At 67.4% G+C, this 22,685-nt stretch carries 18 protein-coding genes and 2 pseudogenes; 13 read left to right on the top strand and 7 right to left on the bottom strand.

What is annotated here, in order from left to right:
- The 7 genes and pseudogenes from AB4Y99_RS12140 to AB4Y99_RS12110 all read left to right on the top strand — a co-directional run.
- The coding region (locus AB4Y99_RS12140) for an efflux RND transporter permease subunit (RefSeq protein ID WP_441523495.1) at positions 1-589 on the top strand (589 nt) is incomplete at its 5' end.
- Positions 586-3,526, top strand: a pseudogene (locus tag AB4Y99_RS12135) (efflux RND transporter permease subunit). The gene AB4Y99_RS12140 and the pseudogene AB4Y99_RS12135, both read left to right, overlap by 4 nt.
- 254 nt (positions 3,527-3,780) lie before the next feature.
- Positions 3,781-4,761 carry an ABC transporter substrate-binding protein gene (locus AB4Y99_RS12130; RefSeq protein ID WP_441523494.1) on the top strand — a complete coding sequence of 327 codons (981 nt, stop codon included), beginning with the start codon at positions 3,781-3,783 and terminating at the stop codon, positions 4,759-4,761.
- Between the two features lie 32 nt (positions 4,762-4,793).
- The gene (locus tag AB4Y99_RS12125) at positions 4,794-5,603 is read left to right on the top strand and encodes an ABC transporter ATP-binding protein (protein WP_441523493.1); all 810 of its coding nucleotides are present in this window, start codon (positions 4,794-4,796) and stop codon (positions 5,601-5,603) included.
- 3 nt (positions 5,604-5,606) lie between these two features.
- A complete protein-coding gene (locus AB4Y99_RS12120) occupies positions 5,607-6,353 on the top strand; it encodes an ABC transporter permease (protein WP_038365695.1) in 747 nt (248 codons plus the stop codon).
- 5 nt (positions 6,354-6,358) lie between these two features.
- Positions 6,359-7,090: an ABC transporter permease gene (locus AB4Y99_RS12115; protein WP_112762387.1), complete on the top strand. Its 732-nt coding sequence runs from the start codon at positions 6,359-6,361 to the stop codon at positions 7,088-7,090.
- Positions 7,091-7,317: 227 nt separating this feature from the next.
- Positions 7,318-7,791, top strand: coding sequence for a MarR family winged helix-turn-helix transcriptional regulator (locus AB4Y99_RS12110; protein WP_441523492.1), 474 nt, complete (start codon positions 7,318-7,320; stop codon positions 7,789-7,791).
- Between the two features lie 22 nt (positions 7,792-7,813).
- Here the strand turns inward: AB4Y99_RS12110 and AB4Y99_RS12105 are convergent, their stop codons facing one another.
- The 4 genes from AB4Y99_RS12105 to AB4Y99_RS12090 form a co-directional block, all read right to left on the bottom strand.
- The gene (locus AB4Y99_RS12105; protein WP_038365693.1) at positions 7,814-8,524 is read right to left on the bottom strand and encodes an ABC transporter ATP-binding protein; all 711 of its coding nucleotides are present in this window, start codon (positions 8,522-8,524) and stop codon (positions 7,814-7,816) included.
- The gene (locus AB4Y99_RS12100) at positions 8,524-9,321 is read right to left on the bottom strand and encodes an ABC transporter ATP-binding protein (RefSeq protein WP_038365691.1); all 798 of its coding nucleotides are present in this window, start codon (positions 9,319-9,321) and stop codon (positions 8,524-8,526) included. The genes AB4Y99_RS12105 and AB4Y99_RS12100 overlap by 1 nt, the downstream gene beginning before the upstream one ends.
- On the bottom strand, positions 9,318-11,216 hold the full coding sequence (locus tag AB4Y99_RS12095; RefSeq protein WP_441523491.1) for an ABC transporter permease: 1,899 nt from the start codon (positions 11,214-11,216) through the stop codon (positions 9,318-9,320). The genes AB4Y99_RS12100 and AB4Y99_RS12095 overlap by 4 nt, the downstream gene beginning before the upstream one ends.
- 161 nt (positions 11,217-11,377) lie before the next feature.
- Positions 11,378-12,595, bottom strand: coding sequence for an ABC transporter substrate-binding protein (locus AB4Y99_RS12090; RefSeq protein ID WP_441523490.1), 1,218 nt, complete (start codon positions 12,593-12,595; stop codon positions 11,378-11,380).
- Between the two features lie 354 nt (positions 12,596-12,949).
- Here AB4Y99_RS12090 and AB4Y99_RS12085 point away from each other — a divergent pair, with 354 nt between their 5' ends.
- Genes AB4Y99_RS12085 through AB4Y99_RS12070 form a run of 4 tightly spaced genes read left to right on the top strand, consistent with a single transcriptional unit; the run spans position 12,950 to position 16,481 of the window.
- Positions 12,950-14,434: a hypothetical protein gene (locus tag AB4Y99_RS12085; RefSeq protein ID WP_038365688.1), complete on the top strand. Its 1,485-nt coding sequence runs from the start codon at positions 12,950-12,952 to the stop codon at positions 14,432-14,434.
- A 4-nt stretch (positions 14,435-14,438) separates the two neighbouring features.
- Positions 14,439-15,323, top strand: a complete 885-nt coding sequence (locus tag AB4Y99_RS12080) for a UPF0280 family protein (protein WP_441523489.1) — start codon at positions 14,439-14,441, stop codon at positions 15,321-15,323.
- Positions 15,316-15,900: an amino acid synthesis family protein gene (locus tag AB4Y99_RS12075; RefSeq protein ID WP_441523488.1), complete on the top strand. Its 585-nt coding sequence runs from the start codon at positions 15,316-15,318 to the stop codon at positions 15,898-15,900. The genes AB4Y99_RS12080 and AB4Y99_RS12075 overlap by 8 nt, the downstream gene beginning before the upstream one ends.
- On the top strand, positions 15,897-16,481 hold the full coding sequence (locus tag AB4Y99_RS12070; RefSeq protein ID WP_441523487.1) for an amino acid synthesis family protein: 585 nt from the start codon (positions 15,897-15,899) through the stop codon (positions 16,479-16,481). Before AB4Y99_RS12075 ends, AB4Y99_RS12070 begins: the two co-directional genes overlap by 4 nt.
- Positions 16,482-16,545: 64 nt before the next feature.
- Here AB4Y99_RS12070 and AB4Y99_RS12065 read toward each other — a convergent pair whose 3' ends face one another.
- From AB4Y99_RS12065 to AB4Y99_RS12055, 3 genes are all read right to left on the bottom strand, one after another.
- Positions 16,546-20,082 (bottom strand): molybdopterin cofactor-binding domain-containing protein, encoded by a 3,537-nt coding sequence (locus AB4Y99_RS12065; protein ID WP_441523486.1) that lies wholly within the window; start codon positions 20,080-20,082, stop codon positions 16,546-16,548.
- The gene (locus AB4Y99_RS12060; protein WP_441523485.1) at positions 20,079-20,576 is read right to left on the bottom strand and encodes a (2Fe-2S)-binding protein; all 498 of its coding nucleotides are present in this window, start codon (positions 20,574-20,576) and stop codon (positions 20,079-20,081) included. The genes AB4Y99_RS12065 and AB4Y99_RS12060 overlap by 4 nt, the downstream gene beginning before the upstream one ends.
- A gap of 161 nt (positions 20,577-20,737) precedes the next feature.
- Positions 20,738-21,937 (bottom strand): amidohydrolase family protein, encoded by a 1,200-nt coding sequence (locus AB4Y99_RS12055; protein ID WP_133564409.1) that lies wholly within the window; start codon positions 21,935-21,937, stop codon positions 20,738-20,740.
- A 133-nt stretch (positions 21,938-22,070) separates the two neighbouring features.
- Here AB4Y99_RS12055 and fdxA point away from each other — a divergent pair, with 133 nt between their 5' ends.
- Positions 22,071-22,400: a ferredoxin FdxA gene (gene fdxA / locus AB4Y99_RS12050; RefSeq protein ID WP_038365680.1), complete on the top strand. Its 330-nt coding sequence runs from the start codon at positions 22,071-22,073 to the stop codon at positions 22,398-22,400.
- Between the two features lie 124 nt (positions 22,401-22,524).
- Positions 22,525-22,685, top strand: a pseudogene (locus tag AB4Y99_RS12045) (ferredoxin--NADP reductase); the annotation flags it as partial.

Genomic DNA, 22,685 nt, shown 5'->3' with positions numbered 1-22,685 from the left:
CTTCAGCGCCGACGCGGCCGAGTTCAACCGCTCGCTCGCCAACCAGCCCTGGCTGATCCTGGCCGCCATCGTGACGATCTATTTGGTGCTCGGCGTGCTCTACGAGAGCTATGTCCACCCCTTCACGATCCTGACGACCCTGCCCTCGGCGGGCGTCGGCGCCCTGCTCGCGCTCATCGTGACCGGCCGCGAGCTCTCGATCGTGGCCCTGATCGGCRTSATCCTGCTGATSGGCATCGTCAAGAAGAACGCGATCATGATGATCGACTTCGCGCTCGATGCCGAGCGAAACGAGGGCCTTTCGCCGGAAGACGCCATCGTCAAGGCCTGCCGGCTGCGCTTCCGCCCGATCATGATGACGACGCTCGCGGCTCTTTTCGGCGCCCTCCCCCTGGCACTGGCGACCGGAACCGGCAGCGAATTGCGCCAGCCGCTCGGCATCACCATCATCGGCGGCCTGCTGCTCAGCCAGTTGCTGACGCTCTACACGACGCCCGTGATCTACCTCGCATTGGAACGGCTGCGCCGCCGCCTCGGTGGCGGCCGTGACGGCGTCGTCCCCTATCCGGGGCCGGAGGCGGCCGAATGAGCGCGGCGGCCGAGGAGGACAAGGGCTGGAAGACGGTGCGGGGTCTCTCCGACGCCTTCATCCTGCGCCCGGTCGGCACCGCGCTGATGGCGATCGGCCTCTTCCTCGTCGGCATGGTCGCCTACATGTTCCTGCCGGTGGCGAGCCTGCCGAGCGTCGACTTCCCGACGATCCGCGTCTTCGCCGGCCGCCCCGGCGCCGACCCCGCGACCATGGCCGGCAGCGTCGCCGCGCCGCTGGAGCGGCGACTCGGCTCGATCCCCGGCGTCACCGAGATCACCTCGACGAGTTCGCTCGGCTCGACTCAGATCGTGCTGCAATTCGACCTGACGCGAAACACCGACAGCGCCGCCCGTGACGTGCAGGCGGCGCTCAACGCCGCCGCGACAGACCTGCCGGGCGACCTGCCGACGCTGCCGCAGTTCCGCAAGGCCAACCCCAACGCCGCGCCGATCCTGATCCTGGCGCTGACCTCGGACACGATGACGCCGAGCGCGATGTACGACGCGGCCGACACCGTCATCGCCCAGCGCATTTCCCAGGTAGAAGGCGTCGGCGAGGTCACGGTCGCCGGTGCCGAGCAGCCGGCGATCCGCGTGCGCCTCGACCCGGCCCAGCTTGCCGCCATGGGCTTGAGCCTCGACACGATCCGCACCGCCATCGTCAACGCCAATACGGTGTCCGCGGTCGGCTCCTTCGACGGGACGCACCAGAGCGAGACGCTCTCCGCCAACAACCAGATCCGGCAGCCGGAGGATTACGGCGACATCGTCGTGCGCTCGGCCAAGGGCACCGTGGTCCGGCTCGCCGATGTCGCGACGGTAGAGCGCGGCGTACGCAACAGCCGCGCCGCCGGCTGGTACAACGGCAAGCCGGCCATCCTCATCACCATGACCAAGCAGGCCGATGCCAACGTCATCGACACGGTCGACCGGGTGAAGGCGCTGCTGCCCGAGATCCAGAAATGGGTGCCGGCCGGCATCCAGTTCTCGATCATGTCGGACCGCACGGTGACGATCCGCGCCTCGATCGCGGATATCCAGCACACGCTGCTGATCTCCATTGCCCTGGTGATGCTGGTCGTCTTCCTGTTCCTGCGGCGCACGACGCTGACCGTCGCTGCCGGCGTCACCGTGCCGCTCTCGATCGCCGGCACCTTCGCGGCGATGTGGCTCGCCGGCTTCACGCTCGACAATCTCTCGCTGATGGCGGTGACGATCTCGGTCGGCTTCGTCGTGGACGACGCCATCGTCATGATCGAGAACATCGAGCGCAACGTCGCCCGCGGCCTGTCGCCCCTGCGCGCCGCCCTGCTCGGCGCCGGCCAGATCGGCTTCACGGTCGTCTCGATCAGCCTGTCGCTGATCGCGGCCTTCATTCCGCTCTTCTTCATGGACGGGGTGGCTGGCCGCTTCTTCCGCGAGTTCACCCTGACGCTGACCTTCGCCATCCTGGTCTCGACGGCGGTCTCGCTCAGCGTCACGCCGATGATCTGCGCGCATTTCCTCAAGACCGGGCCGCATGTGCCGAGCCGCTTCGACCGGGCGGTGGAGAGCGTGCTCTCGGCGATGACGCGCTTCTATGCCAGCACGCTCAGGGTCGTGCTGCAGCATAGTTGGTTCATGCTGATCGTGATGATCGCGACGGTCGCGCTGACCGTGCAGATGTTCCGCAGCGCGCCGAAGGGCTATTTCCCACAAGACGACACCGGCCTGATCATCGGCTTCACCCAGGCCTCGACCGACATCTCCTTCCCGGCGATGGCGCAGCTCCAGCAGCGGGGCGCGGCCGTCGTCGCATCGGATCCGGCCGTGCTCGGCGTCGCCTCCTTCATCGGCGGCGGCAGTGGCTCGGTCAATACCGGGCGCTTCTTCGTCAGCCTGAAGCCGCTGGAGGAGCGCGGCCTGAGCTCGGCGCAGGTGGTCAACCGCCTGCGCGGGCGCTTGGGCTCGATTCCGGGCCTGCGCATCTTCCTGACGCCGATCCAGGACGTCCGCGCCGGCGGGCGGCAGGGCCGCTCGCAATACCAGTTCACGCTCTGGGACCCGAACCTGCCCGAGCTGGAAGAATGGGTGCCCAAGGTGCTGGAGCGCCTGCGCACGCTGCCGGAGATCGTCGACGTCGCGACCGATCGCGAACAGGGCGGTCTGCAGGCCAATGTCGTGATCGACCGCAACAAGGCGTCGCAGCTCGGCGTCGCGATCCAGGACATCGACAACGTCCTGTCCGACGCCTTCAGCCAGCGCCAGATCTCGACGATCTACGGCGCGCGCAACCAGTACCGGGTCGTCCTCGAGGTCGCGCCCTCACGCAGCCGCGATCCGGGCGACATCCTCGATCTCTACGTGCCCGGCCGCAACGGCGCGCAGGTGCCGCTGCGCAGCCTCGTCAAGGTCGAGCGCGGCACGGCACATCCTCGCCGTCTACATCATCCTCGGCGTGCTCTATGAGAGCCTGATCCACCCGGTGACGATCCTCTCCACCCTGCCCTCCGCGGGCCTGGGCGCGCTGATCGCGCTGCGGATCGCCGGCGCCGATCTCACCATCATCGCCTTTATCGGCATCATCCTGCTGATCGGCATCGTCAAGAAGAACGGCATCATGCTGGTCGATTTCGCGATCAGCGCCGAGCGGCAGCGCGGCGAGACCCCGCGCGAGGCGATCTTCGACGCCTGCCTGGAACGCTTCCGGCCGATCCTGATGACGACGCTCTCGGCCATGCTCGGCGCGGTCCCGCTGATGATCGCGACAGGCCCCGGCGCGGAGCTGCGCCGCCCGCTCGGCATCACCATCGTCGGCGGCCTGATCCTCAGCCAGATCCTGACGCTCTACACGACCCCGATCATCTATCTTTGGATGAGCAAGCTGAGTGCCCGCCGGCGTCCGTCGGAGCAGGGATCGCCGGGAAGCCGCACCGACCAGGTCGAGGCGACCTGATCGACCATCCATCGCCCGGGCCCGTCATGTCGAGCCGGCCGCCGAAACCGGAAGGCTTTCCGTCTCATGTCGATTTTTTCCTCGCCAGCGCGGCCGCCCAAGGTGGCCCGGCAAGGTGAGCCCAAGCTGGGCCCAAGTCGGCCTCGAATCCTTCGATTGACAAGGCGCCCGATCGGCGTTTTTATTGGCATACAAATGAATTTCAGACCCGCGGAAACGTCAAAAGGCGGCCGCGGATGAGCCGGGAGAGAGCCATGAAATTCGTATCCGACCGGAAGGTGCGGAGTGCCCTGGTCGCCCTGGCGACACTCTTTATTCAGTCCAGTGCGAATTCAGAAGAGATCTCGGTGACGCAATGGGGCGCGAGCCTCTACGGCGCCCCCTATGCGGTCTCCATGGAGAAGGGCCTGTTCAAGCAGGCCGGCATCGACATCACCGGCATTCTCGGCTCCGGCGGGGGCGGCACCACGGTCCGCAACATCCTCGCCAGCGACACACCCTATGGCGAAGTCGCGGTCTCAGCGGCGCTCGCCGCCAAGGCACAGGGCCTCGACGTCGTCATCGTCAACACGGGCACGCGCAGCGTGGCCGAGGCCTCGATGGTGACGATGCCCGATTCCGGCATCAAGAGCCTCGAGGATCTGATCGGCAAAAAGGTGGCGATCACCTCGCCGAAATCCGTTTCGGAAATGCTCTTCCTGATGGTCCTTCGCGAGAAGGGCATCGATCCGGGCAAGGTTCAGCGGGTCGCCGCCGGCGGCTATGTCCCGGCCCTGACGATGATGGAACAGGGCGGCGTTGCCGCTTCCGTGCTCATCGAGCCGCTTTCGATCATCCGCAAGGACAAGTATCGCGCGGTCTACAAGGCCGGCGAAGTCCTCAAGCCGATGACGACATCGGTGGGGATCACCACACGCAAATTCGCGCAGGAGCAGCCGGCGAAGCTGAGGGCCATCATCGCGGGCCGCAGGGCCGGCGTGCAGGCCGTCTACCAGGACCCTGCGGGCACTGCGAAGATCATCGAAAAGATCTACAAGCTCGACCCGCCGATCGCCAGGGAGGCCGTCGACAACATGATCGGCCCGCATATGTGGAGCGAGGGCGAGTTCAGTGTCGAGGAGCTCAACCGCATGGTCGAGGGCCTGAAGCTGATCGGCGAGGTCAAGAGCGACATCGACTGGTCCACGATCCTGGACAAATCCTACCTGCCGCCCGATCTGCAGGCGAAGTCATGATCGGCGCGGCGGTGAAGGCACGGAGCGACTCTTTGGCGATATCCGAGGCTCCCGCCGCCGTTCACGCCCGGCTCCGCGGCGTCACCCGGGTCTTCGACCTTCCCAAAGGCAAGCTGCATGCGCTCGGCCCCGTGGACCTCGACCTGGGCAGGGGCGAGTTCTTCTCCGTCGTCGGTCCTTCCGGCTGCGGCAAATCCACCTTGCTCGACATTCTTGCAGGGTTGAGCCGGCCGCAGGCGGGCGTCGCCGAATTCGAGGGCGCGCCCATCCGGGACGTGCCGGATGGCGTCGGCGTGGTCTTCCAGGAAGATGCCTCCTTCCCCTGGCTCAGCGTTCGCGACAACGTCGCCTTCGGTCTGCGTCGTGCCGGCATCGACCCGGCGGAAATCGCCCGGCGCGTCGATTACGCCGTCGGCTTCATGGGGTTGCGCGACTTCGCCGCCTCATACCCGGCACAGCTGTCCGGCGGCATGCGCCAGCGCGTCTGCATCGCACGGACACTCGTGATGCAGCCCCGGCTGATCCTGCTCGACGAGCCCTTCGGCGCCCTCGACCAGCAGACGCGGCTGCTGATGGGCGACGAATTGCTGCGGCTCTGGCGCGAGACCGGTGCGACGGTGCTGCTCATCACCCACGCGCTAGACGAGGCGGCGATGCTGTCGGATCGGGTCGGCGTGATGTCGACGCGGCCGGGAACCTTCATCGATTTCGTCGAGACCGGCTGGGAGCGGGACCGCGACAGCCGCGTCGTCTCGACCCCGCATTTCGGCGACATCACCGCCCGCCTCTGGGACAAGCTGCGGGTCGAGGCACTCAAGATCATGTCGTCGGGACAGGCCTGAGCCATGTCGGAGAAGCGCCTGCGGGTCCTGGTCGTCGCGCTGCTGATCGGCGCCGTCGAGCTGATGTGCCGGCTGGGTGTCATTCCGCTCGCGGTCATGATCCCGCCGTCGCAGATGGTGGTGGAGCTCGGCCGGATTCTCGCCTCGGGCGAATACGCCTCCGACATTGCGGTGAGCCTGACAAATGTCGTCGTCGCGGCGGTGCTCTCGGTAATCCTCGGCTTCGTGGCGGGACTGGCGATCCACGCCTGGCCTGGCCTGCGCGACGCGCTCGAGCCGCTGCTGGCGAGCTATTACGCGATCCCGACCTTCGTGTTCTATCCGGTGTTCATCACCCTTTTCGGCGTCGGCTCGGCCTCCATCATCGCCATCGCCGTGCTGCTGGCGATCGTTTCGATGATCACGGCCACCTTGAACGGCATCGACAGGATCCCTCGCGTCCTGCGCAAGACCGCCCGGATCTATCGCATGCCGCGCTGGAAGACGGCGCTGCTCATCGAATTGCCGGCCGCGGCCCCTTACCTCTTCACCGGCGTCAAGCTGTCGGTCGCCTATGCCTTCATCGGCGTGATCGCCTCGGAATTCATCCTGTCGGGCTCGGGGCTCGGCTATGCGATCGCCTATGCCTACAACAACTTCGAGAACCGGCACATGTACGCGCTGATGCTGCTGATCCTCGTGACCGTCACGATCGTCAACACGGCGCTCAACCATGTCGACAAGCGCCTTCAGGCGCGCAGGCAGCGGTGATCGCCATGCCGAGGATCACCGGTACCGCCCTCGTCCTGCTCTTCTGCCTGCTGCTCTGGCAGACGCTCCATCTCCTCGTCGGCGCCTCCTCGCTGGCCTCTCCTTTCCAGACGGTCGTGAAACTGGGCTCGCTGCTGGCGACCGCCGAATTCTGGCAGAACGTCGCGGAGACCATGCGCGCCTTCGCCGCCGCCTTCCTGATCTCGCTGGTCGGCGGCATCGCGCTCGGCATCCTGCTCGGGGTGCGCCGGCTTGCGGGCAACGTCGCCGAGCCCATCCTCGTCAACCTCTATTCCATCCCCAAGGTCGTGCTCTACCCGCTGGTGCTGCTCTGCTTCGGCCTCGGCATCTCGGCCAAGATCGCCTTCGGCGTGATGCACGGGCTGATCCCGATCACCCTGTTCTCGATGAACGCGATCCGGCAGATGAAGCCGGTCTATCGGCGCACCGCGCAGGTGCTGCGGCTGTCCTCCGCGCAATCGGCCTTCACGGTCATCCTGCCCGCGATCCTTCCCGAGGTGATCTCCGGCGTGCGGCTGGGGTTCTCGCTCACGCTGCTGGGCGTGCTGATCGGCGAGATGTTCGCCTCCCAGCGCGGTCTCGGCTTCATGTTGATCAGCGCCATCAACATCGGCCAGATCGACACGATCATGGCGGTGGCGCTGCTGCTGACCATCGTCGCGGTGACGTGCAACAGCCTGCTCCTCCTGCTCAACCGGAGAATGGGCTATCGCTAACGCATGTGTCGGTCAGGCTGGTTCAACCTGACCGGATCCGGCTCCGGAACCGGACGCCTTCCGCGGACACTCCCGTCTCGATGCCGCGTGCGGCGCCAATGGATCGAGACAGGCCAAGGTCGAATGTCCAACAAAGCGGAATCGGGCTATCGATTCACGGTCGAGGTCGTGGCGCGGAGGCCACCGCCGGAAATGTGATACGCAAGAGTTTTTGGGAGGCAGCCCCGATGTCGACGCGGAAGCGTTCAGCCGTGGCGGAAAACGCGTCGCTTCAGTCGAAAGAAAACGCGAAATATGTCCTCGACGAGCAGGTCGGCTTTCTCATGCGGAAGGCGCAGCARCGCCATATCGCGATCTTCCAGCAGACGATCGGGCCCGGAGGCCCGACCCCGACCCAGTTCGCCGCGTTGAGCAAACTCGCCGCGAGCAAGGAGATCTCCCAGAACCAGCTCGGTCGCCTGACCGCGATGGACCCCGCCACGATCAAGGGCGTGATCACCCGGCTGGCCGAGCGCGGCCTGGTCGAGCGCCTGCCCGATCCCAACGACCAGCGGCGCGTTCTGATCCGGCTGAGCGACCAGGGACGCGCGCTCATGCCGGAGCTTTTCGCCCGGGCAGCGGCGATCACGGCCGCGACCTTGCAGCCCCTGACAGAGAAGGAAGCGCAGCAACTCTCGCTGCTGCTGGCGAAGMTCTGCTGACGCTGTAAATCCGGACGGCCGCTCAGACCGACAGGTACTGCGCCCGGATCGCCTCATCCGCCTTGAGCTCGGCCATGGTGCCGGTGAAACGGATGATGCCCTTCTCGATGATCGCGGCGCGATCCGCGACATTGCCGGCGAAATGCAGGTTCTGCTCGGAGAGCAGGATGCTCAGCCCCTCCCCCTTCAGCGCCAGGATGGTCTTCGCCATCTCCTCGACGATGACCGGGGCCAGCCCCTCCGAGGGTTCGTCCAGCAGCACGAGCCGCGGATTGCCCATCAGCGTGCGCGCGATGGTCAGCATCTGCTGCTCGCCGCCCGACATCGCCCCGCCCGGCCGGTCGCGCATCCGCCCGAGATTCGGAAAGAGCGCGAAGAGCCGCTCGGGCGTCCAGTGCGGCACGCCCTCGCGCGGCGGGCGCTGGCCGACGGAGAGGTTTTCCATCACCGAAAGCTCGGAGAAGATGCGCCGCTCCTCCGGCACGTAGCCGATGCCGATGCGCGCGATCTCGAAGGGCTCGCGGCCCTCGATGCGCTGCCCGTCGAAGCGGATCTCGCCGCGCGCCGGTGGCACCAGCCCCATCACCGCCTTCATCGTCGTCGACTTGCCGGCGCCGTTGCGCCCCATCAGGGCCAGCACCTCGCCCCGGCCCATGCCGAAGCCAACGCCCTGCAGGATATGGGCGCGCCCGTAATAGGCGTCGAGCCCGGAGATTTCGAGAAGGGCGCTCATCAATGGCCTCCCGAGGTGGCGCCGGAGCCGAGATAGACCGCCCGCACCTGCGGGTCCTGGCGCACCGCCTCGGCGGTGCCGTCGGCGATCAGCCGGCCGCGATCGAGCACGATCACCCGGTCGGAATGGGCGAAGACGACGTCCATGTCGTGCTCGGTGAACAGCACGGCGATCTGCTCCTGCGCCGCGATCCGCGCCGTCAGCGCCATCAGCTCGACGCGCTCGCGCGGGGCCATCCCGGCGGTCGGCTCGTCCATCAGCAGGAGCTTCGGCCGGTTGGCGAGCGCGACGGCAAGCTCGACGCGCTTCAGGTCGCCGTAAGCGAGCACGCCGCAGGCCCGCTCCGCCTGCTCGCGCATGCCGACCTGTGCGAGCAAGGCGTCCGCCGCAGCGACATGGCGCGTCCGGGCGGGCCGGAACGGATTCCAGACGCCATCCTCCTGCGAGATCAGCGCCATCTGCACGTTCTCGCGCACGGTCATCGAGGTGAAGGTCGCGGTGATCTGGAAGGTGCGGCCGACACCCAGGCGCCAGACCCGGCGGGGTTTGAGCCCCGTGATCGCCTGCCCGGCGAGGATGACCTCGCCGCGATCCGGCTTGAGCTGGCCGCCCAGCATGTTGAAGCAGGTGGTCTTGCCGGCGCCGTTCGGGCCGATCAGCGCGACCATGCGCCCGGCCTCGACCGAGAAGGAGACGCCTTGCACCGCATGGACGCCGCCGAAGGACTTGGCGAGATCGCGCGCGACCAGCACGGCCTCGTCGGCGACTGCCGCCCGGGGAGAAACGACGGCGCTCATGGCGCGCCCTCCGTCGCGAGCCGGGTTACGACGGCACCGTCCTTGTCGCTTCGATCGCGCCGCTCGCGCAGGGCGAGGAAGCCGCCGACGAGTCCGCGCGGGAAGAGCACGACGAGGAGCACGATCGAAAGCCCCAGCGTGAAGCGCCAGTACATCGTCATCTTCATCAGCTGTTCGCTGAGCCCTGCATAGGCGAAGGCGCCGACGATCGGCCCCGACACGGTCTGCACGCCGCCGAGCAGCACCATCAGCAGCGCATCGACCGAACGCGGGATCGCCATATAGGTCGGGAAGACAGAGCCCTTGAAGAAGGCGAAGAGCGCTCCCGCGATGCCGGCCGCGAAGGCGGCGATGGTGAAGGCGACCCATTGCACGCGCATGGTGTCGATGCCGATCGCTTCGGTCCTGAGCGGGTTGTCGCGCGCGGCGCGGAGCGCATAGCCCAGCGGCGAGAACACCATGACCCTGAGCAGGACCACGCAGGCCGCGCAGATAGCGAGCGCGAGATAGTAGAACGCCGTCTTCGACACCGCCCAATGCGACGGCCAGACGCCGAGGATGCCGTTGTCGCCGCCGGTGAGCTCGACCCATTGGAAGGCCGTCGCCCAGGCGATCTGCGCAAAGGCGAGCGTCAACATGGCGAGATAGACGCCCGACAGCCTGACGCAGAACCAGCCGAAGATCACCCCGGCGATGCCGGCCAGGAAGGGCGCGAAGATCAGCGCCGGCTCCATCGGCGCGCCTAGCCATTTCACGGCGAGCGCGGCGCCATAGGCGCCGAGGCCGAAATAGGCGGCGTGTCCGAAGGAGGCCATGCCGCCCGGCCCCATCATGAAATGCAGCGAGGCGGCGAAGAGCGCGAAGATGACGAGCTCCGTCAGCGTCAGCAGCAGGTAGTCCGGCGTCACCAGCGGCGCGGCGGCGAGCAGGATGAGCGCGACGAGGCCGGCGAGCTTGGCCGCCCGGTCGGCCGGCCGCAGCAGCGGCTCGGCCGTCGCCGTCCCGCGCGCGGCGCCGACGGGGCGCCTGCCCATCAGGCCGTAGGGCTTGACCACCAGCACCACGGCCATGACCAGGAAGACGAGCACGAGCGTGATCTTGGGGAAGATCAGGATGCCGAAAGCGTGCAGGATGCCGATCAGCACCGCCGCGAGATAGGCCCCGGTCACGCTGCCGAGCCCGCCGACGACCACGACCACGAAGGCCTCCGAGATCATCGACAGGTCCATATGCAGCGTCGCAGCCTCGCGCGGCAGTTGAAGCGCCCCGCCGAGCCCGGCAAGGCCGGCTCCGAAGGCGAAGACCGAGGTGAAGAGCAGGCGCTGGTTGACCCCGAGCGCCGCGACCATCTCGCGATCCTGCGTCGCCGCTCGCACCAATGTGCCCCAGCGCGTCTTCTGGAACAGAAACCACAGCAGCGCGAGCACCAGCGGGCCGATTGCGATCAGCAGGAGTTCATAAGTGGGGAAGCGGTTGTCGAACAGGATGACGAAGCTCTTGAAGCCGGGCGCGCGGGGCCCGAGCTTGTCTTCTGCGCCCCAGGTGGCCAGCGCGATGTCCTGGATCATCAGCACCACGCCGAAGGTGGCGAGAAGCTGGAACAGCTCCGGCGCCTGGTAAATCCGCCTGAGGATCGCGACCTCGATCACCACGCCGATGACGGCGACGAGCAGCGCCGCCAGCCCGACACCACCCCAGAAACCGAGCCCGCTCGTCGGACCCAGCCAGGTGACCAGCGTCCAGCCGATATAGGCGCCCAGCATGTAGAGCGAGCCATGAGCAAAGTTCACGATCCGGGTGACGCCGAAGATGATCGACAGCCCGGAGGCGACGAGGAACAGTGAGGAGGCCGAAGCCAGCCCGTTCAATGTCTGCGTGAGAATGAGGTCGAACATTCTGCCGATGTCCAGGTCAAAGCTCTGCCGTCATCCCGGACGACCGCAGGTCGATCCGGGATCCRTTGTAGAGCACAGCCCCCTCCGATGGATCCCGGATCAGCGCCGCTTCGCGGCTTGTCCGGGATGACGGAGGTTCATATGCCGGAAACGCGATGAACTCAGCCTGCCGGCCGCATCGTCTTCACGACGTCGTCCGATGGCAGGTACTTGGCACCGTCGGCATAGCGCCAGTCGACCATCACGCCCTTGCCGTCCTTGAGGGCGGTCTTGCCGACGAAGGCGCCGAGCGTCGATTGATGGTCGATGGCGCGATATTCGGCCGAACCGAAGGCGGAGGGGAATTTCAGCCCTTCCATCGCGTCGATCAGCTTCTCGTTGTCGGTGGTGCCGGCCTTGGCCAGGGCCGCCGCGATCGAGTTCATCGTGTCGAAGCCGACCACCGAGCCCAGCCGCGGATAGTCGTTGTACTTGGCCTTGTAGGCGTCGCGGAACTTGACGTGCTCCGGCGTCGCCAGATCGGCATGGGGATAGCCGGTGACGATCCAGCCCGTCGGCGTCTCCGCCCCGAGCGGGTCGAGATATTCAGGCTCGCCAGTCAGCATCGAGACGACGTCGCGCCCCTCGAACAGGCCGCGCGTATTGCCCTGGCGCACGAGATTGGTCAGGTCGACGGCGAAGGTGACGTTGAAGATCGCCTCGGGCTTGGAGGCCTCGAGCGCCTGCACGGTCGCGCCGGCATCGATGCGGCCAAGCGCCGGATATTGCTCGGCCACGAACTCGACATCGGGCCTGGCCTTCTTCAGCAGTTCCTTGAACCACTTGATGCTCGACTGGCCATATTCGTAGTTCGGCGCGACCAGCGCCCATTTCCGCGCCTTGAGCTTGGCCGCTTCCTCGACCAGCATCGCCGCCTGCATATAGGTCGAGGGTCGCAAGCGGAAGGTGTAACGGTTGCCCTTCGCCCAGACCAGCGCATCCGACAGCGGCTCGGAAGCCGCATAGAGGCGCTTGTTCTGCAGCGCGAAGTCGGTGAGCGCGAGACCGACATTCGAGAGGAAGCCGCCCGAAAGCAGGTCGACCTTCTCGGCGTTGATCAGGTCGCCGGCATGGCGCACGGCATCCTCCGGCTTGCCGGCATCGTCGCGGAAGATCGTCTCGATCTTGCGGCCAAGCACGCCGCCGCCGGCGTTGACCTGCTCCAGCGCCAGCTCCCAGCCCTGGCGGTAGGGCTTCAAGAAGGCGGGCTGGGCGGTATAGCTGTTGATCTCGCCGACCTTGATCGGGCCGGCGCCTTGCGCCCGGACCAGCGACGGAGCGGCGAGCACGGCAGCCCCTCCGGAAGCGGCTGCCAGAAAACGCCTGCGATCCATTGTCATGCCAATCTCCCCCGTTCGCGATCCGGCTGCCGGGACTCGGCGTTGTCGCCGAGGGGCAGCCGTTCGTCATTAGCCGTTGCGCCGTTCCGTTCCAAGTTTTATGGTTTTAATGTTTGTATACCTACGAAGTTGATGGAGTTCGAAGCAGCGTGTCAACTCGGTTTCGCGGCTTGTGAAGGCAGGGCGTGATTAAAATCGCCGCATTATTGCCGCGCCCGGTATTCCGCGCACTTTGAGCGGCGAAAGCCCCGCTCTTCCCGCGCAGCGATCGTGTTGACGGGCGCGGGCTTGCAGGGCTAAATTGTTTGCATACAAATAATGTAGCGGCGCGTTTCCGGCGCCAGGAGTGCGAGCATGAGCTCCGACGCGACGACATTGGCGGTTGACGACAAGATTCGCTGCGATGCCTGCCCGGTGATGTGCTTCATCAAACCCGGCGCGGTCGGCGCCTGCGATCGCTACGGCAATGTCAACGGCACGTTGGTGCGGGTCGATCCGCATGTCGTGCTCGACCGCAGGATCGGCCAGGGCGGCGACGTCGTGTCTTTCGCGGGCGAGCGCGAATGGAGCGGCGACATCCTCAACCCGCAGGGCACCTTCGTCACCGCCATCGGCGCTGGCACGACCTATCCCGACTACAAGCCGGCGCCCTTCATCGTCTCTTCCGAGGTCGACGGCGTCGATATGGTCACGGTCGTGACCGAGGGAATCTTCAGCTATTGCGGCGTGAAGATCAAAATCGACACCGACCGCTTCCTGGGCCCGGAAACCGCGACGGTACGGGTCGAGGGCGAGGCCGTCGGCCATGTCACGACGGGCGAGTACGGCTCGCAGATGCTCTCCCTCGGCGGCGTGCATCACCTCACCGGTGGCTCCAAGAAGGAGGGCCGCGTGACCTGCGACGCGCTGCTGTCGCTCTGCAACGGCAAGCCGGTGGAGATGGCGATCGACGGCGGCGAGACGGTCGTCGTCCAGGCCGGCAAGGCCCCGATCGTCAACGGCGTGGCCGAGAGCCGGATGCGCGTCGGCTGCGGCTCGGCCACAATCGGCATCTTCGCCAAGCAATGGCATGGCAAGGTCGACGAGGTCGTCGTCGTCGACGACCACATCACCGGCGTGCTCTCCGAGCATCAGGCCGGCAAGCTGCTGGGCATGGAGCCGACCGGGATCAAGCTCAAGGGGCGGCGCTCGACGCCCGGCCGCTATTTCCAGGTCGCCGAACCGGGCACCGGCTGGGGCGGCACCAATATCAGCGACCCGCTCGCCATCCTCGGCCCCTTCGATCCGAAGACCGCCCGGCCGGGCCTGCGCCTGCTGATGGTTTCGACCACGGGCGAGCACGCCGCCTATTACGAGCTGGACGACAATCTGCGGCCGGTCGAGATGGACATCCCGGTGCCGCTGCGCGAGCCGGTCGAACGCATCGCGGAGAATTGCGAACCCGCCTTGTCGACCGTGCTGTTCATCGGCGGCGCCGGCGGCTCGCTGCGGGCGGGCGTGACCGAGAACCCGGTCCGGCTGACGCGCTCGGTCAAGGATTCGCTGACCTATGTCACCTGCGGCGGCGCGCCGGTCTATATCTGGCCAGGCGGCGGCATTACTTTCATGGTGGATGTCACGCGCCTGCCCGAGAATGCCTTCGGCTATGTGCCGACACCGGCGCTGGTCGCACCGCTGGAGTTCACGATGAAGCTTTCGGACTATCGCGAGCTCGGCGGCCATATGGACCATGTCCAGCCGCTGAGCGAGCTCAAGCGCGGCGGGCGCCTCCAGCTGCCGCAGCACCAGGACAATCCCTGGCCGTTCGCACCGCATTCCACGCGGCACTCGCACGGGTAGCGCGATGTTCGAGCGGCCCTCAGCGCGCTTCCTGCCGGACGGCAAGCGCCTGCTGCTCCAGCAGGGGCCGATCGATCTGGTCGTTCAGGCGGAGGGCAGCGCCGACGCCGTGCGGATGGCCCATGAGGCCGCCCTGCATCGTTTCGATGGGCTTCTGGCGGAACTCTGCGGCGAGCTCACTCTGCTGCGCATGCCCGTGACGGAGGCAAGCCCCACGCCGGAGGGCGTGGTCGCGCAGCGCATGCACGCGGCCGTGGCTCCGTTCGCCGGAGCCGGCTTCATCACGCCGATGGCCGCCGTGGCCGGGTCCGTCGCCGAGGAGATTCTCGGCGCCATGCTCGCGGCCGCGCCGCTGAATCGCGCCTTCGTCAACAATGGCGGCGACATCGCGCTGCATCTGGCGCAAGGCGAGCATTTCCGCATCGGCCTCGTCGACCGGCCCGACCGGCCGAACCTGTTCGGAACCACGACGATCTCGGCCGCCGACGGCATCGGCGGCGTCGCGACCAGCGGTTATCCCGGCCGCAGCTTCTCGCGCGGCATCGCCGAAGCGGTGACGGTGCTGGCGCCCACTGCCGCCATGGCCGATGCGGCGGCGACCGTCATCGCCAATGCCGTCGATCTTCCGGGCCATCCGGCCGTCGTCCGGGTTCCGGCCGACACGATCCAGTCGGACAGCGACCTCGGCGACATTCCCGTGACGCGCCATGTCGGCCGGCTCACCGAAGCGGAGATCGCAGAAGCGCTCGCCGCCGGGCTGGATCAGGCCGCCGGATTGCAGGCGCGCCGGCTCATCGGCTCCTGCGCCATCCATCTCCAGGGCAGGACCCGCACCCTCGCTTTGCCCACCTTGGCCGATACGACCCGGAGGAAACTGGCTCATGCCTGAGATCGCCATTCGCAAGCTCGCCATCGTCGTCGAGACGATCTTCCATGAGGGCGGCCCTGCCCCGGCCACGCCGCTGCGACGCGGCGCGGCGCTCGCCGTCATCGCCAACCCCTTCGCCGGGCGTTACGTCGCGGATATCGAGGGTTTCATGGATGATCTGAAGCCGTTCGGCCTCTCGCTGGCGAAGCAGCTTCTCGAAGCGCTCGGCGGCGATCCGAAGGCGATCGAGGGTTACGGCAAGGGCGCCATCGTCGGCGCGGCCRGCGAGCTGGAGCACGGCGCGCTCTGGCACGTGCCGGGCGGCTATGCGATGCGCGAGATCCTCGGCGACGCCAAGGCGATCGTCGCCTCGACCAAGAAAGTCGGCGGGCCCGGCACGCGCCTCGACATCCCCGTCACCCATATCAATGCTTCCTATGTCCGCAGCCATTTCGATGCCTTCGAGGTCGGGCTGACCGACGCGCCGAAGGCGGATGAAATGCTGCTCGCGCTGGTGATGACGACGGGCGCGCGCATCCATGCCCGCGTCGGCGGCCTGAAAGCCTCCGAGATCAAGGGGGAGGATGGCCTGCGATGAGCGCCAGAATCCGCAAGCTCGTCACCATTCTCGACGAGACCCGCTCCGAGATGGGCCGCCCGGTGGAACCGGCCGTGCGCCGGGCCGCCGCCATCGCGGTGATCGCCAACCCCTTCGCCGGACGCTATGAGGCGGACCTCGCGCCGCTGATCGAGATCGGCGAGGAGTTGGGCGATTTGCTCGGTCGCCATGCGCTGGCGGCGCTCGGCCTTCCCGGCGAGCAGGTCGAAGGCTACGGCAAGGCCGCCGCCGTCGGCGAGGATGGCGAGCTCGAGCATGCCGCCGCGATCCTGCATCCCAAGCTCGGCGCGCCGCTGCGCAAGCTCCTCGGCAAGGCCCCTGCCCTGATCCCGTCCAGCAAGAAGCGCGGCTCGCTCGGCGTGGTGCTGGACGTGCCGCTCGGCCACAAGGCGGCGGCCTATGTCCGCAGCCATTTCGACGGCATGGAGGTGCGCATTCCCGACGCGCCGCGCGCCAACGAGATCATGGTCGCGATCGTGCTGACCAGCGCCGGGCGCCCGCTGCCACGCGTCGGCGGCCTGAAGACCGACGAGATCAAGGGCGAGGACGGGCTGCGCTGAGCGCAGGACGCCTATCCCCCTCTCCCCTTGGGGGGAGAGGGTTGGGGTGTGGGGTTGCGGTCCCCTAAGGGGCCTTGCGTGCCCTTGCGATAGCCGCTTCCACCCCGTTCCACGCAGGCTTCTCCGGCGCGAAGCGGCTGCGCAGATAGCTCGCGAGTTCAGCGACCTGCCCATCGTCGAGCGAGTTTCCGAAGGCTGGCATCTGGCCCATGCCGTGACTTCCGCCCTGCAGCAGCAGGTTGACGAGATTGGCCGGCGTCGCGGCGTGAAGCTTCGAGCTCAACCCCAGCGCCGGCCCCTGATTGGCCAGCGGCGCGATCCGCCCGGTTTCATGACAGGCGGCGCAGGCCCCCTCATAGAGTCGCGCGGCCCGCGACGTGCCGGGATTGGCGGCCGATGCCGTCGCCTTCAGGATTGCCTCGGTGCGCGCCGCGATCTCGGGCTCCGGAGGCGAGGCGCCGAGCGAGGCGAGATAGATGGCCATGGCGCGGATATCGGCATCCGGCAACTCCTTGAGTTCCGCGATGACGGGCGCCATCGGCCCGGATGCCGTGCCGTGGTTCGCGGCATGACCGCTGCGCAGATAGGTGTAGAAATCCGCCTCGCTCCACGGGATCGGAGAATGCGAGGCGCCCGTCAGCGCCGGCGCCTCCCAGCCCTCGGCCTCGCCGCCGGCGAGATAGGCCATGCCGCCCTTCTCGGCGCCGAGCGCGTTGCGCGGCGAATGGCAGGCGCCGCAATGGCCGAGCCCGTCGACGAGATAGCGCCCCCGGTTCCATTCGGCCGTGCGGGCCGGTTCCGGCTTCGCTTCCTTGCCCCGGTTGAACAGCAGGTTCCAGCCGGCCATCAGCGGGCGCAGGTTGAAGGGAAAGATGAGCCGGCTCGGTTCATTCACCCGCATGACCGGCGGCTGCGACATCAGGAAGGCGTAGAGCGCCTGCAGATCGGCATCGCTCGTCTTCGCGAAATTCGCATAGGGAAAGGCGGGATAGAGATGGCGCCCGTCGCGATGGATGCCGGCGCGCATCGCCCGCTCGAAGGCGGGATAGGACCAGTTGCCGATGCCTGTCTCGGGATCGGGTGTGATGTTGGTGCTCGTCACCGTGCCGAAGGGCGTCTCCAGCGCGAGCCCGCCGGCATAGGGCACGCCGTCCCTGCCCGTATGGCAGACGGCGCAGGCTCCGAGCGCGGCGAGCTGGCGCCCCTTCTCGATGGTGGCTGCGGACCATGTCGCGGGGTCCGGCCGGGCAATGGGCGCGATCTCCGGCGCAAGCGACAGCGAGACGGCCGCAAACGTCGCGGCGGCCGCAGCCATGCCGCCGATTCTGGCCCAGAAGCCGAGGCCGCGTCGGCCTCCCCGCGCGGGCGGCGGGGCCAGTGCCGGGCGCCCGTTCAGCCCGGCCAGCACACGCTCGGGCGTCAGCGGCAATTCGCGGAAGCGCACTCCCGTCGCATCGTAGACCGCGTTGACGATGGCCGCCGCACTCGGCACCGAGGCGGATTCGCCGGCACCGAGCGGCGGCTCCTGCTGCCGATCCATCAGCATCACGTCGATGGCCGGCAGCTCCGGGAAGCTCAGCACCGGATAGGCGCCCCAGTCGCGCGCGGCGACGGCCGTGGTCTCCGAGAAGGTCACCTCCTCGCGCAGCACACGACTGGTCGATTGCAGGACATTGCCGTGGATCTGGTGCTGCACGCCAGCCGGGTTGACCATCATCCCGGTATCCTGGCCGACCACGACGCGGCTGACCGTCACTTCCCCGGTCGCACGATTGACCGCGACATCCGCGACCCAGGCCGACCAGGCGGCCCCCACGCCCGGCCAGTTGCCATGGACATAGCGGGCCTGGGCGAAGCCGCGCCCGTGCAGGACATCCCCCTCGGCCCGCAGGCGCGGCCCGACATGCGGCTCCCAGCCGGCGCGGGCGGCCGTTGCCTCGACCAGCTCGGCGGCACGCGCATCGGTGATGTGGCGCAGGCGGAACTCGACCGGATCGACGCCCGCCTCATGCGCCAGCTCGTCGACATAGCTTTCATGCGCGAAGACGTTGGGCATGGCCGAGACGCCGCGCAGCCAGGAGGCACGCACGATCGGCGGCATGTCATAGGCCGTGATCCGCATGTTCTCATAGGCATAGGAGGGGATCGCGGTGCGGTCGCCCATCTTCAGCGTCGCCGGCGTGTTGGGGATGCGCCCGGTCAGCAGCAGCGCCAGCGTCGGCGCCGCATTGGAGGGGTAGCGCGTATGGAAATCATAGGCCGCGAGCGAACCGCCCGGCCCGAGCCCGCCGGCGATGTCGATGAGCTGAGCCGCGCCCTTCGGCTCCCAGAGATGCTCCTGCTCACGGGTGAGCTGCACCCGTACCGGCGCGCCCACGGCCCGCGACAGCAGAACCGCATCGGCCGCCACGTCGTCGGCGCAGTTGCGGCCATAGCAGCCCGCCGCCTCGTGGCGAACGATCTCGATCCGCTCCGCCGGCAGGCCGGTCAGCAAGGCGATGTCGGCCCGCAGCGGATAGGGATTCTGACTGCCGGCCCAAACGGTGATGCCGTCTTCCCGCACATCGGCGACGGCGCAGGACGGCCCGATCGAGCCATGCATCTGATAGGGCCAGACATAGGTCCGGTCGAGCCGCTTCTCGAGGGTCAGCAACGCCGCCTCGACATCGCCTTCGTCGACCAGCTTGCGGGGCGTCGCCGGATGCGCGCGGAGCGCATTCTCGACGTCGCGCAGATCGGCCGGCGCCGGCCAGTACTTCCAATGCGTCCTGAGGGCCTGCGCCGCTGCCGCCGCCTGCTCCTCACGCTCGGCGACGATGCCGATGAAATCGCCCTCGACCACCACGGCGCGAATGCCGGGGATATCGGCGATGGATTCGTGCTCGACCGCTTCGAGGCTGTGCCCGACGAAATCCCCGCCATCGAGGCCGGCATAGGGCGGGCGCACGACCCGGCCATGCAGCATGCCCGGCACGCGTACGTCATGCACATAGGTGAAACGCCCGGTGAGCTTGGCCGGAATATCGACCCGCTCGACCGGCTTGCCGACGATGGCGTGGCGCTCGACCGGCTTGAAGGCCGCGCTTTCGGCCAGCGGCAGCAGGATGCGCCGGTTGCCGAGCAGCGCGTCGAGACTAAGCGAAGAGCCCGCCTCGCCGCGCCGGACAAGAGTGCCGGCACGGATTCCGATCTCCTCTTCCGGGCAATCGAGGGCAGCAGCCGCGAGCGACACGAGCTGCCGGCGGATCTGCACTGCCGCGATCCGCATCGGGATCGACGTGACCTGGATCGTTTCGCTCGCGATCGTCGCGCCCTGGTCGGGCGTCTCGGCCGTATCGCCCAGCACCATCTCGACCGCATCGAAGGGGAAATCGAGCTCCTCGGCCACGATCTGCGCCAAAGCCGTGCTGATGCCGGTGCCGAGATCGACATGGCCACAGAAGGCGAACACCCGCCCTTCCCCGGTCACGCAGACATGCAGGTCCAGCCCCTCCTCGGGCCCCGCATCCGAGGGGGCGTCCTTGCGCGGCGAGACGACGGCGATCACGCCGCCACGCTTCAGCAGCTCCCGCCGGGAGGGTGGAGGCGCCCTGCCCGTCACTGCCCGGCCCCATCGGGTCGCCAGCCGCGTTCGGCAGCGAGCATCACCGCCCGCACGATCTCGACATGCGTTCCGCAGCGGCAGAGATTGTAGCGCAGGGCCTCGCGCACCTCCGTCTCGCTCGGCGCCGGCTTCACGTCGAGGAAGGCCTTGGCGGTCATCACCATGCCGTTGATGCAATAGCCGCATTGGGCGGCCTGGGCGTCGATGAAGGCCTGCTGGATCGGATGCGGGGCTTCCGGCGTGCCGAGCCCTTCCAGCGTGACGATGGCGCGGCCGGCGGCGAGGCGAACCGGATAGACGCAGCTTCTGGCCGCGCCCCCATCGAGCAGGACGGTGCAGGCACCGCATTCACCGAGGCCGCAACCGAATTTCGGGCCGTTGAGCGCAAGGTCGTTGCGCAGGAAGAAGAGCAGCGGCGTGTCGGGCTCGCCTTCGACGCGATGCTCGGCGCCGTTGACGGTCAAGGTGAAGGCGCGCGCGACAGGCCTCATCCAATCCGATCCGCGCGTGGAGAATGCAAGTCCCGCGACACCCGCCTGCCCCGAAAGTCGTTCGTATACGAACGAGACAACAACGATTCCGGATCGGCCGCAATCGTTATATCGTTGAAAACCTCGTCAGCCGACGGGCGGCGTGACCAAGCCGAGGCCGTTCAGTGCCCCTGGACCGAGGGCACCTTCTCGGCTGGCGGCGTGTTGCGGCTGCGGCCGGAGCGGACGAGGCCGTCGATCACCACCATGCCGATGCCCGGCAGGTCGCCAAGCTGGATGCTCTCGAGGAAGTTCTTGCCGGCCGAATGCTGGGCCTTGTCCATGAAGACGAAGTCGGCGGAGCGCCCGACCTCGATCAGGCCGCAATCGAGATTGCGCATCCGCGCCGTGTTGCCGGTGGCGAAGCAGAAGGCGATCTCGGCCGGCACCTCGCCGAGCGAGGAGAGCAGCGCGACCATGCGGGCGATGCCGAGCGGCTGGACGCCGGAGCCCGCCGGCCCGTCCGTGCCGAGGATGACGCGGTTGAGTTCGCCCATCTCGCGGGCGACGCGCAGCGTATAGAGAGCGGCGCGCTCATTGCCGTTATGGACGAGTTCGAGGCCACGCTTGCAGCCCTCGCAGATGCAGCGGATCTCTGCGTCCGGCAAGGCGGTATGGCCGCCATTGATGTGGCCGACAACGTCGGTATCGGCTTCCAGCACCACATCGGCGCCGATCAGCCCCGAGCCCGGGATCGAAGGGCCGCCCGTATGGATCGTCGACTGGATGCCATATTTGCGCGCCCAGGCGACCATCTGCTTCGCCGTGGCGCCATCCTTGACGCCACCGAGCCCGACCTCACCGAGCAGCCTGACACCGGCATCAGCCAGATCCTTGAAGTCCTGCTCGACCATGCCGGGCTCGATCACCGGCGCGCCGGCATGGATCTTCACGCCGCCCGGCCGGAAGGCGTCGAAGCAGCGCTGCGCATAGATCGCCATCGCCTTGACCCCGACGACATCCCTCGGCCGGCCAGGCGTATGGACCTCGCCGGCGGAGATCATCGTGGTGACGCCGCCATGCATGGTCGAATCGATCCAGCCGAGCTGGTTCTGGCGCGGCGTCCAGTCGCCCGCGACCGGGTGGACATGGCTGTCGATCATGCCCGGCAGAAGCACCGTGCCGTTGGCATCGATGACGGTGTCGGCCTTGTCGGTGTCCAGATCCTTGGCCCGGCCGACCGCCGCGATCCTGCCGCCGATGGCAATGAGCGTATCCGCTTCGAGAATGGGATTGCCGATATCGCCGCTGAGCATGAGGCCGATATTCCGGACCACGAGCTTGTGGTCGGGGGTGATTGTCGCCGTCGATTGTTCAGCCATCGGCCCGCCTCGGTTTGATCGTTTCCACGTTACGCGCCGCCAATTGACAAAGCCATATCGGCGAGTCATATCGTTTGTACACGAACGAATTTGTCGGACCCTTTTCGTCCTGTCAAGCAGGAGGGAGAGCCTCATGGCCTACGCGGTCACGGAAGCCTGCATTCGCTGCAAATACACCGACTGTGTCGCGGTCTGCCCGGTCGACTGCTTCTACGAAGGCGAAACGATGCTCGTCATCAATCCCGACGAATGCATCGATTGCGGCGTCTGCGAGCCGGAATGCCCGGCCGAGGCGATTATCCCCGATACGGCCGAGGGTTCCGCCCGCTGGGTCGCCCTCAACGGCCGGCTTGCCGCGCAATGGCCCGGCATCACCGACAAGCGCGACGCGCCCGCCGATGCAGAGGATTGGAAGGGCGTCCCGGACAAGCTGCAATTCCTGCCCGAGGCCCTCGACGCATAGGATTTACTTTGCCGGCAATTCTTCTGTCGGAAACGGAGATCCGGCAGCAACTTAACCCTCGAATCCCACGACCCGCCGGTGAAGGCACCCGCCAGCCCGCCGCCGGACTTTCAAGGACGATGCGATGAGCCATTTCTACGAGGAACAGGTCCTGAGCGTGCATCACTGGACGGACACGCTGTTCAGCTTCACGACGACGCGCGACACGACGTTCCGGTTCAAGAACGGCCAGTTCACGATGATCGGGCTGAAGGTCGGCGAGCGTCCGCTGCTGCGGGCCTACAG

The organism is Allobosea sp. TAB14 (assembly GCF_052113865.1).
In the GTDB taxonomy this organism is placed as follows: domain Bacteria; phylum Pseudomonadota; class Alphaproteobacteria; order Rhizobiales; family Beijerinckiaceae; genus Allobosea; species Allobosea spartocytisi.
The sequence above is the reverse complement of the archived record's forward strand: the minus strand, read 5'-3'. Positions and strand labels throughout refer to the sequence as shown.

Bases quoted from the DNA above. Each gene is read 5' to 3' on its own strand.
- AB4Y99_RS12130 (WP_441523494.1), top strand. From the start codon at position 3,781: ATGAAATTCGTATCCGACCGGAAGGTGCGGAGTGCCCTGGTCGCCCTG.
- AB4Y99_RS12120 (WP_038365695.1), top strand. From the start codon at position 5,607: ATGTCGGAGAAGCGCCTGCGGGTCCTGGTCGTCGCGCTGCTGATCGGC.
- AB4Y99_RS12115 (WP_112762387.1), top strand. From the start codon at position 6,359: ATGCCGAGGATCACCGGTACCGCCCTCGTCCTGCTCTTCTGCCTGCTG.
- AB4Y99_RS12105 (WP_038365693.1), bottom strand. From the start codon at position 8,524: ATGAGCGCCCTTCTCGAAATCTCCGGGCTCGACGCCTATTACGGGCGC.
- AB4Y99_RS12100 (WP_038365691.1), bottom strand. From the start codon at position 9,321: ATGAGCGCCGTCGTTTCTCCCCGGGCGGCAGTCGCCGACGAGGCCGTG.
- AB4Y99_RS12095 (WP_441523491.1), bottom strand. From the start codon at position 11,216: ATGTTCGACCTCATTCTCACGCAGACATTGAACGGGCTGGCTTCGGCC.
- AB4Y99_RS12090 (WP_441523490.1), bottom strand. From the start codon at position 12,595: ATGACAATGGATCGCAGGCGTTTTCTGGCAGCCGCTTCCGGAGGGGCT.
- AB4Y99_RS12085 (WP_038365688.1), top strand. From the start codon at position 12,950: ATGAGCTCCGACGCGACGACATTGGCGGTTGACGACAAGATTCGCTGC.
- AB4Y99_RS12080 (WP_441523489.1), top strand. From the start codon at position 14,439: ATGTTCGAGCGGCCCTCAGCGCGCTTCCTGCCGGACGGCAAGCGCCTG.
- AB4Y99_RS12070 (WP_441523487.1), top strand. From the start codon at position 15,897: ATGAGCGCCAGAATCCGCAAGCTCGTCACCATTCTCGACGAGACCCGC.
- AB4Y99_RS12060 (WP_441523485.1), bottom strand. From the start codon at position 20,576: ATGAGGCCTGTCGCGCGCGCCTTCACCTTGACCGTCAACGGCGCCGAG.
- AB4Y99_RS12055 (WP_133564409.1), bottom strand. From the start codon at position 21,937: ATGGCTGAACAATCGACGGCGACAATCACCCCCGACCACAAGCTCGTG.
- fdxA (WP_038365680.1), top strand. From the start codon at position 22,071: ATGGCCTACGCGGTCACGGAAGCCTGCATTCGCTGCAAATACACCGAC.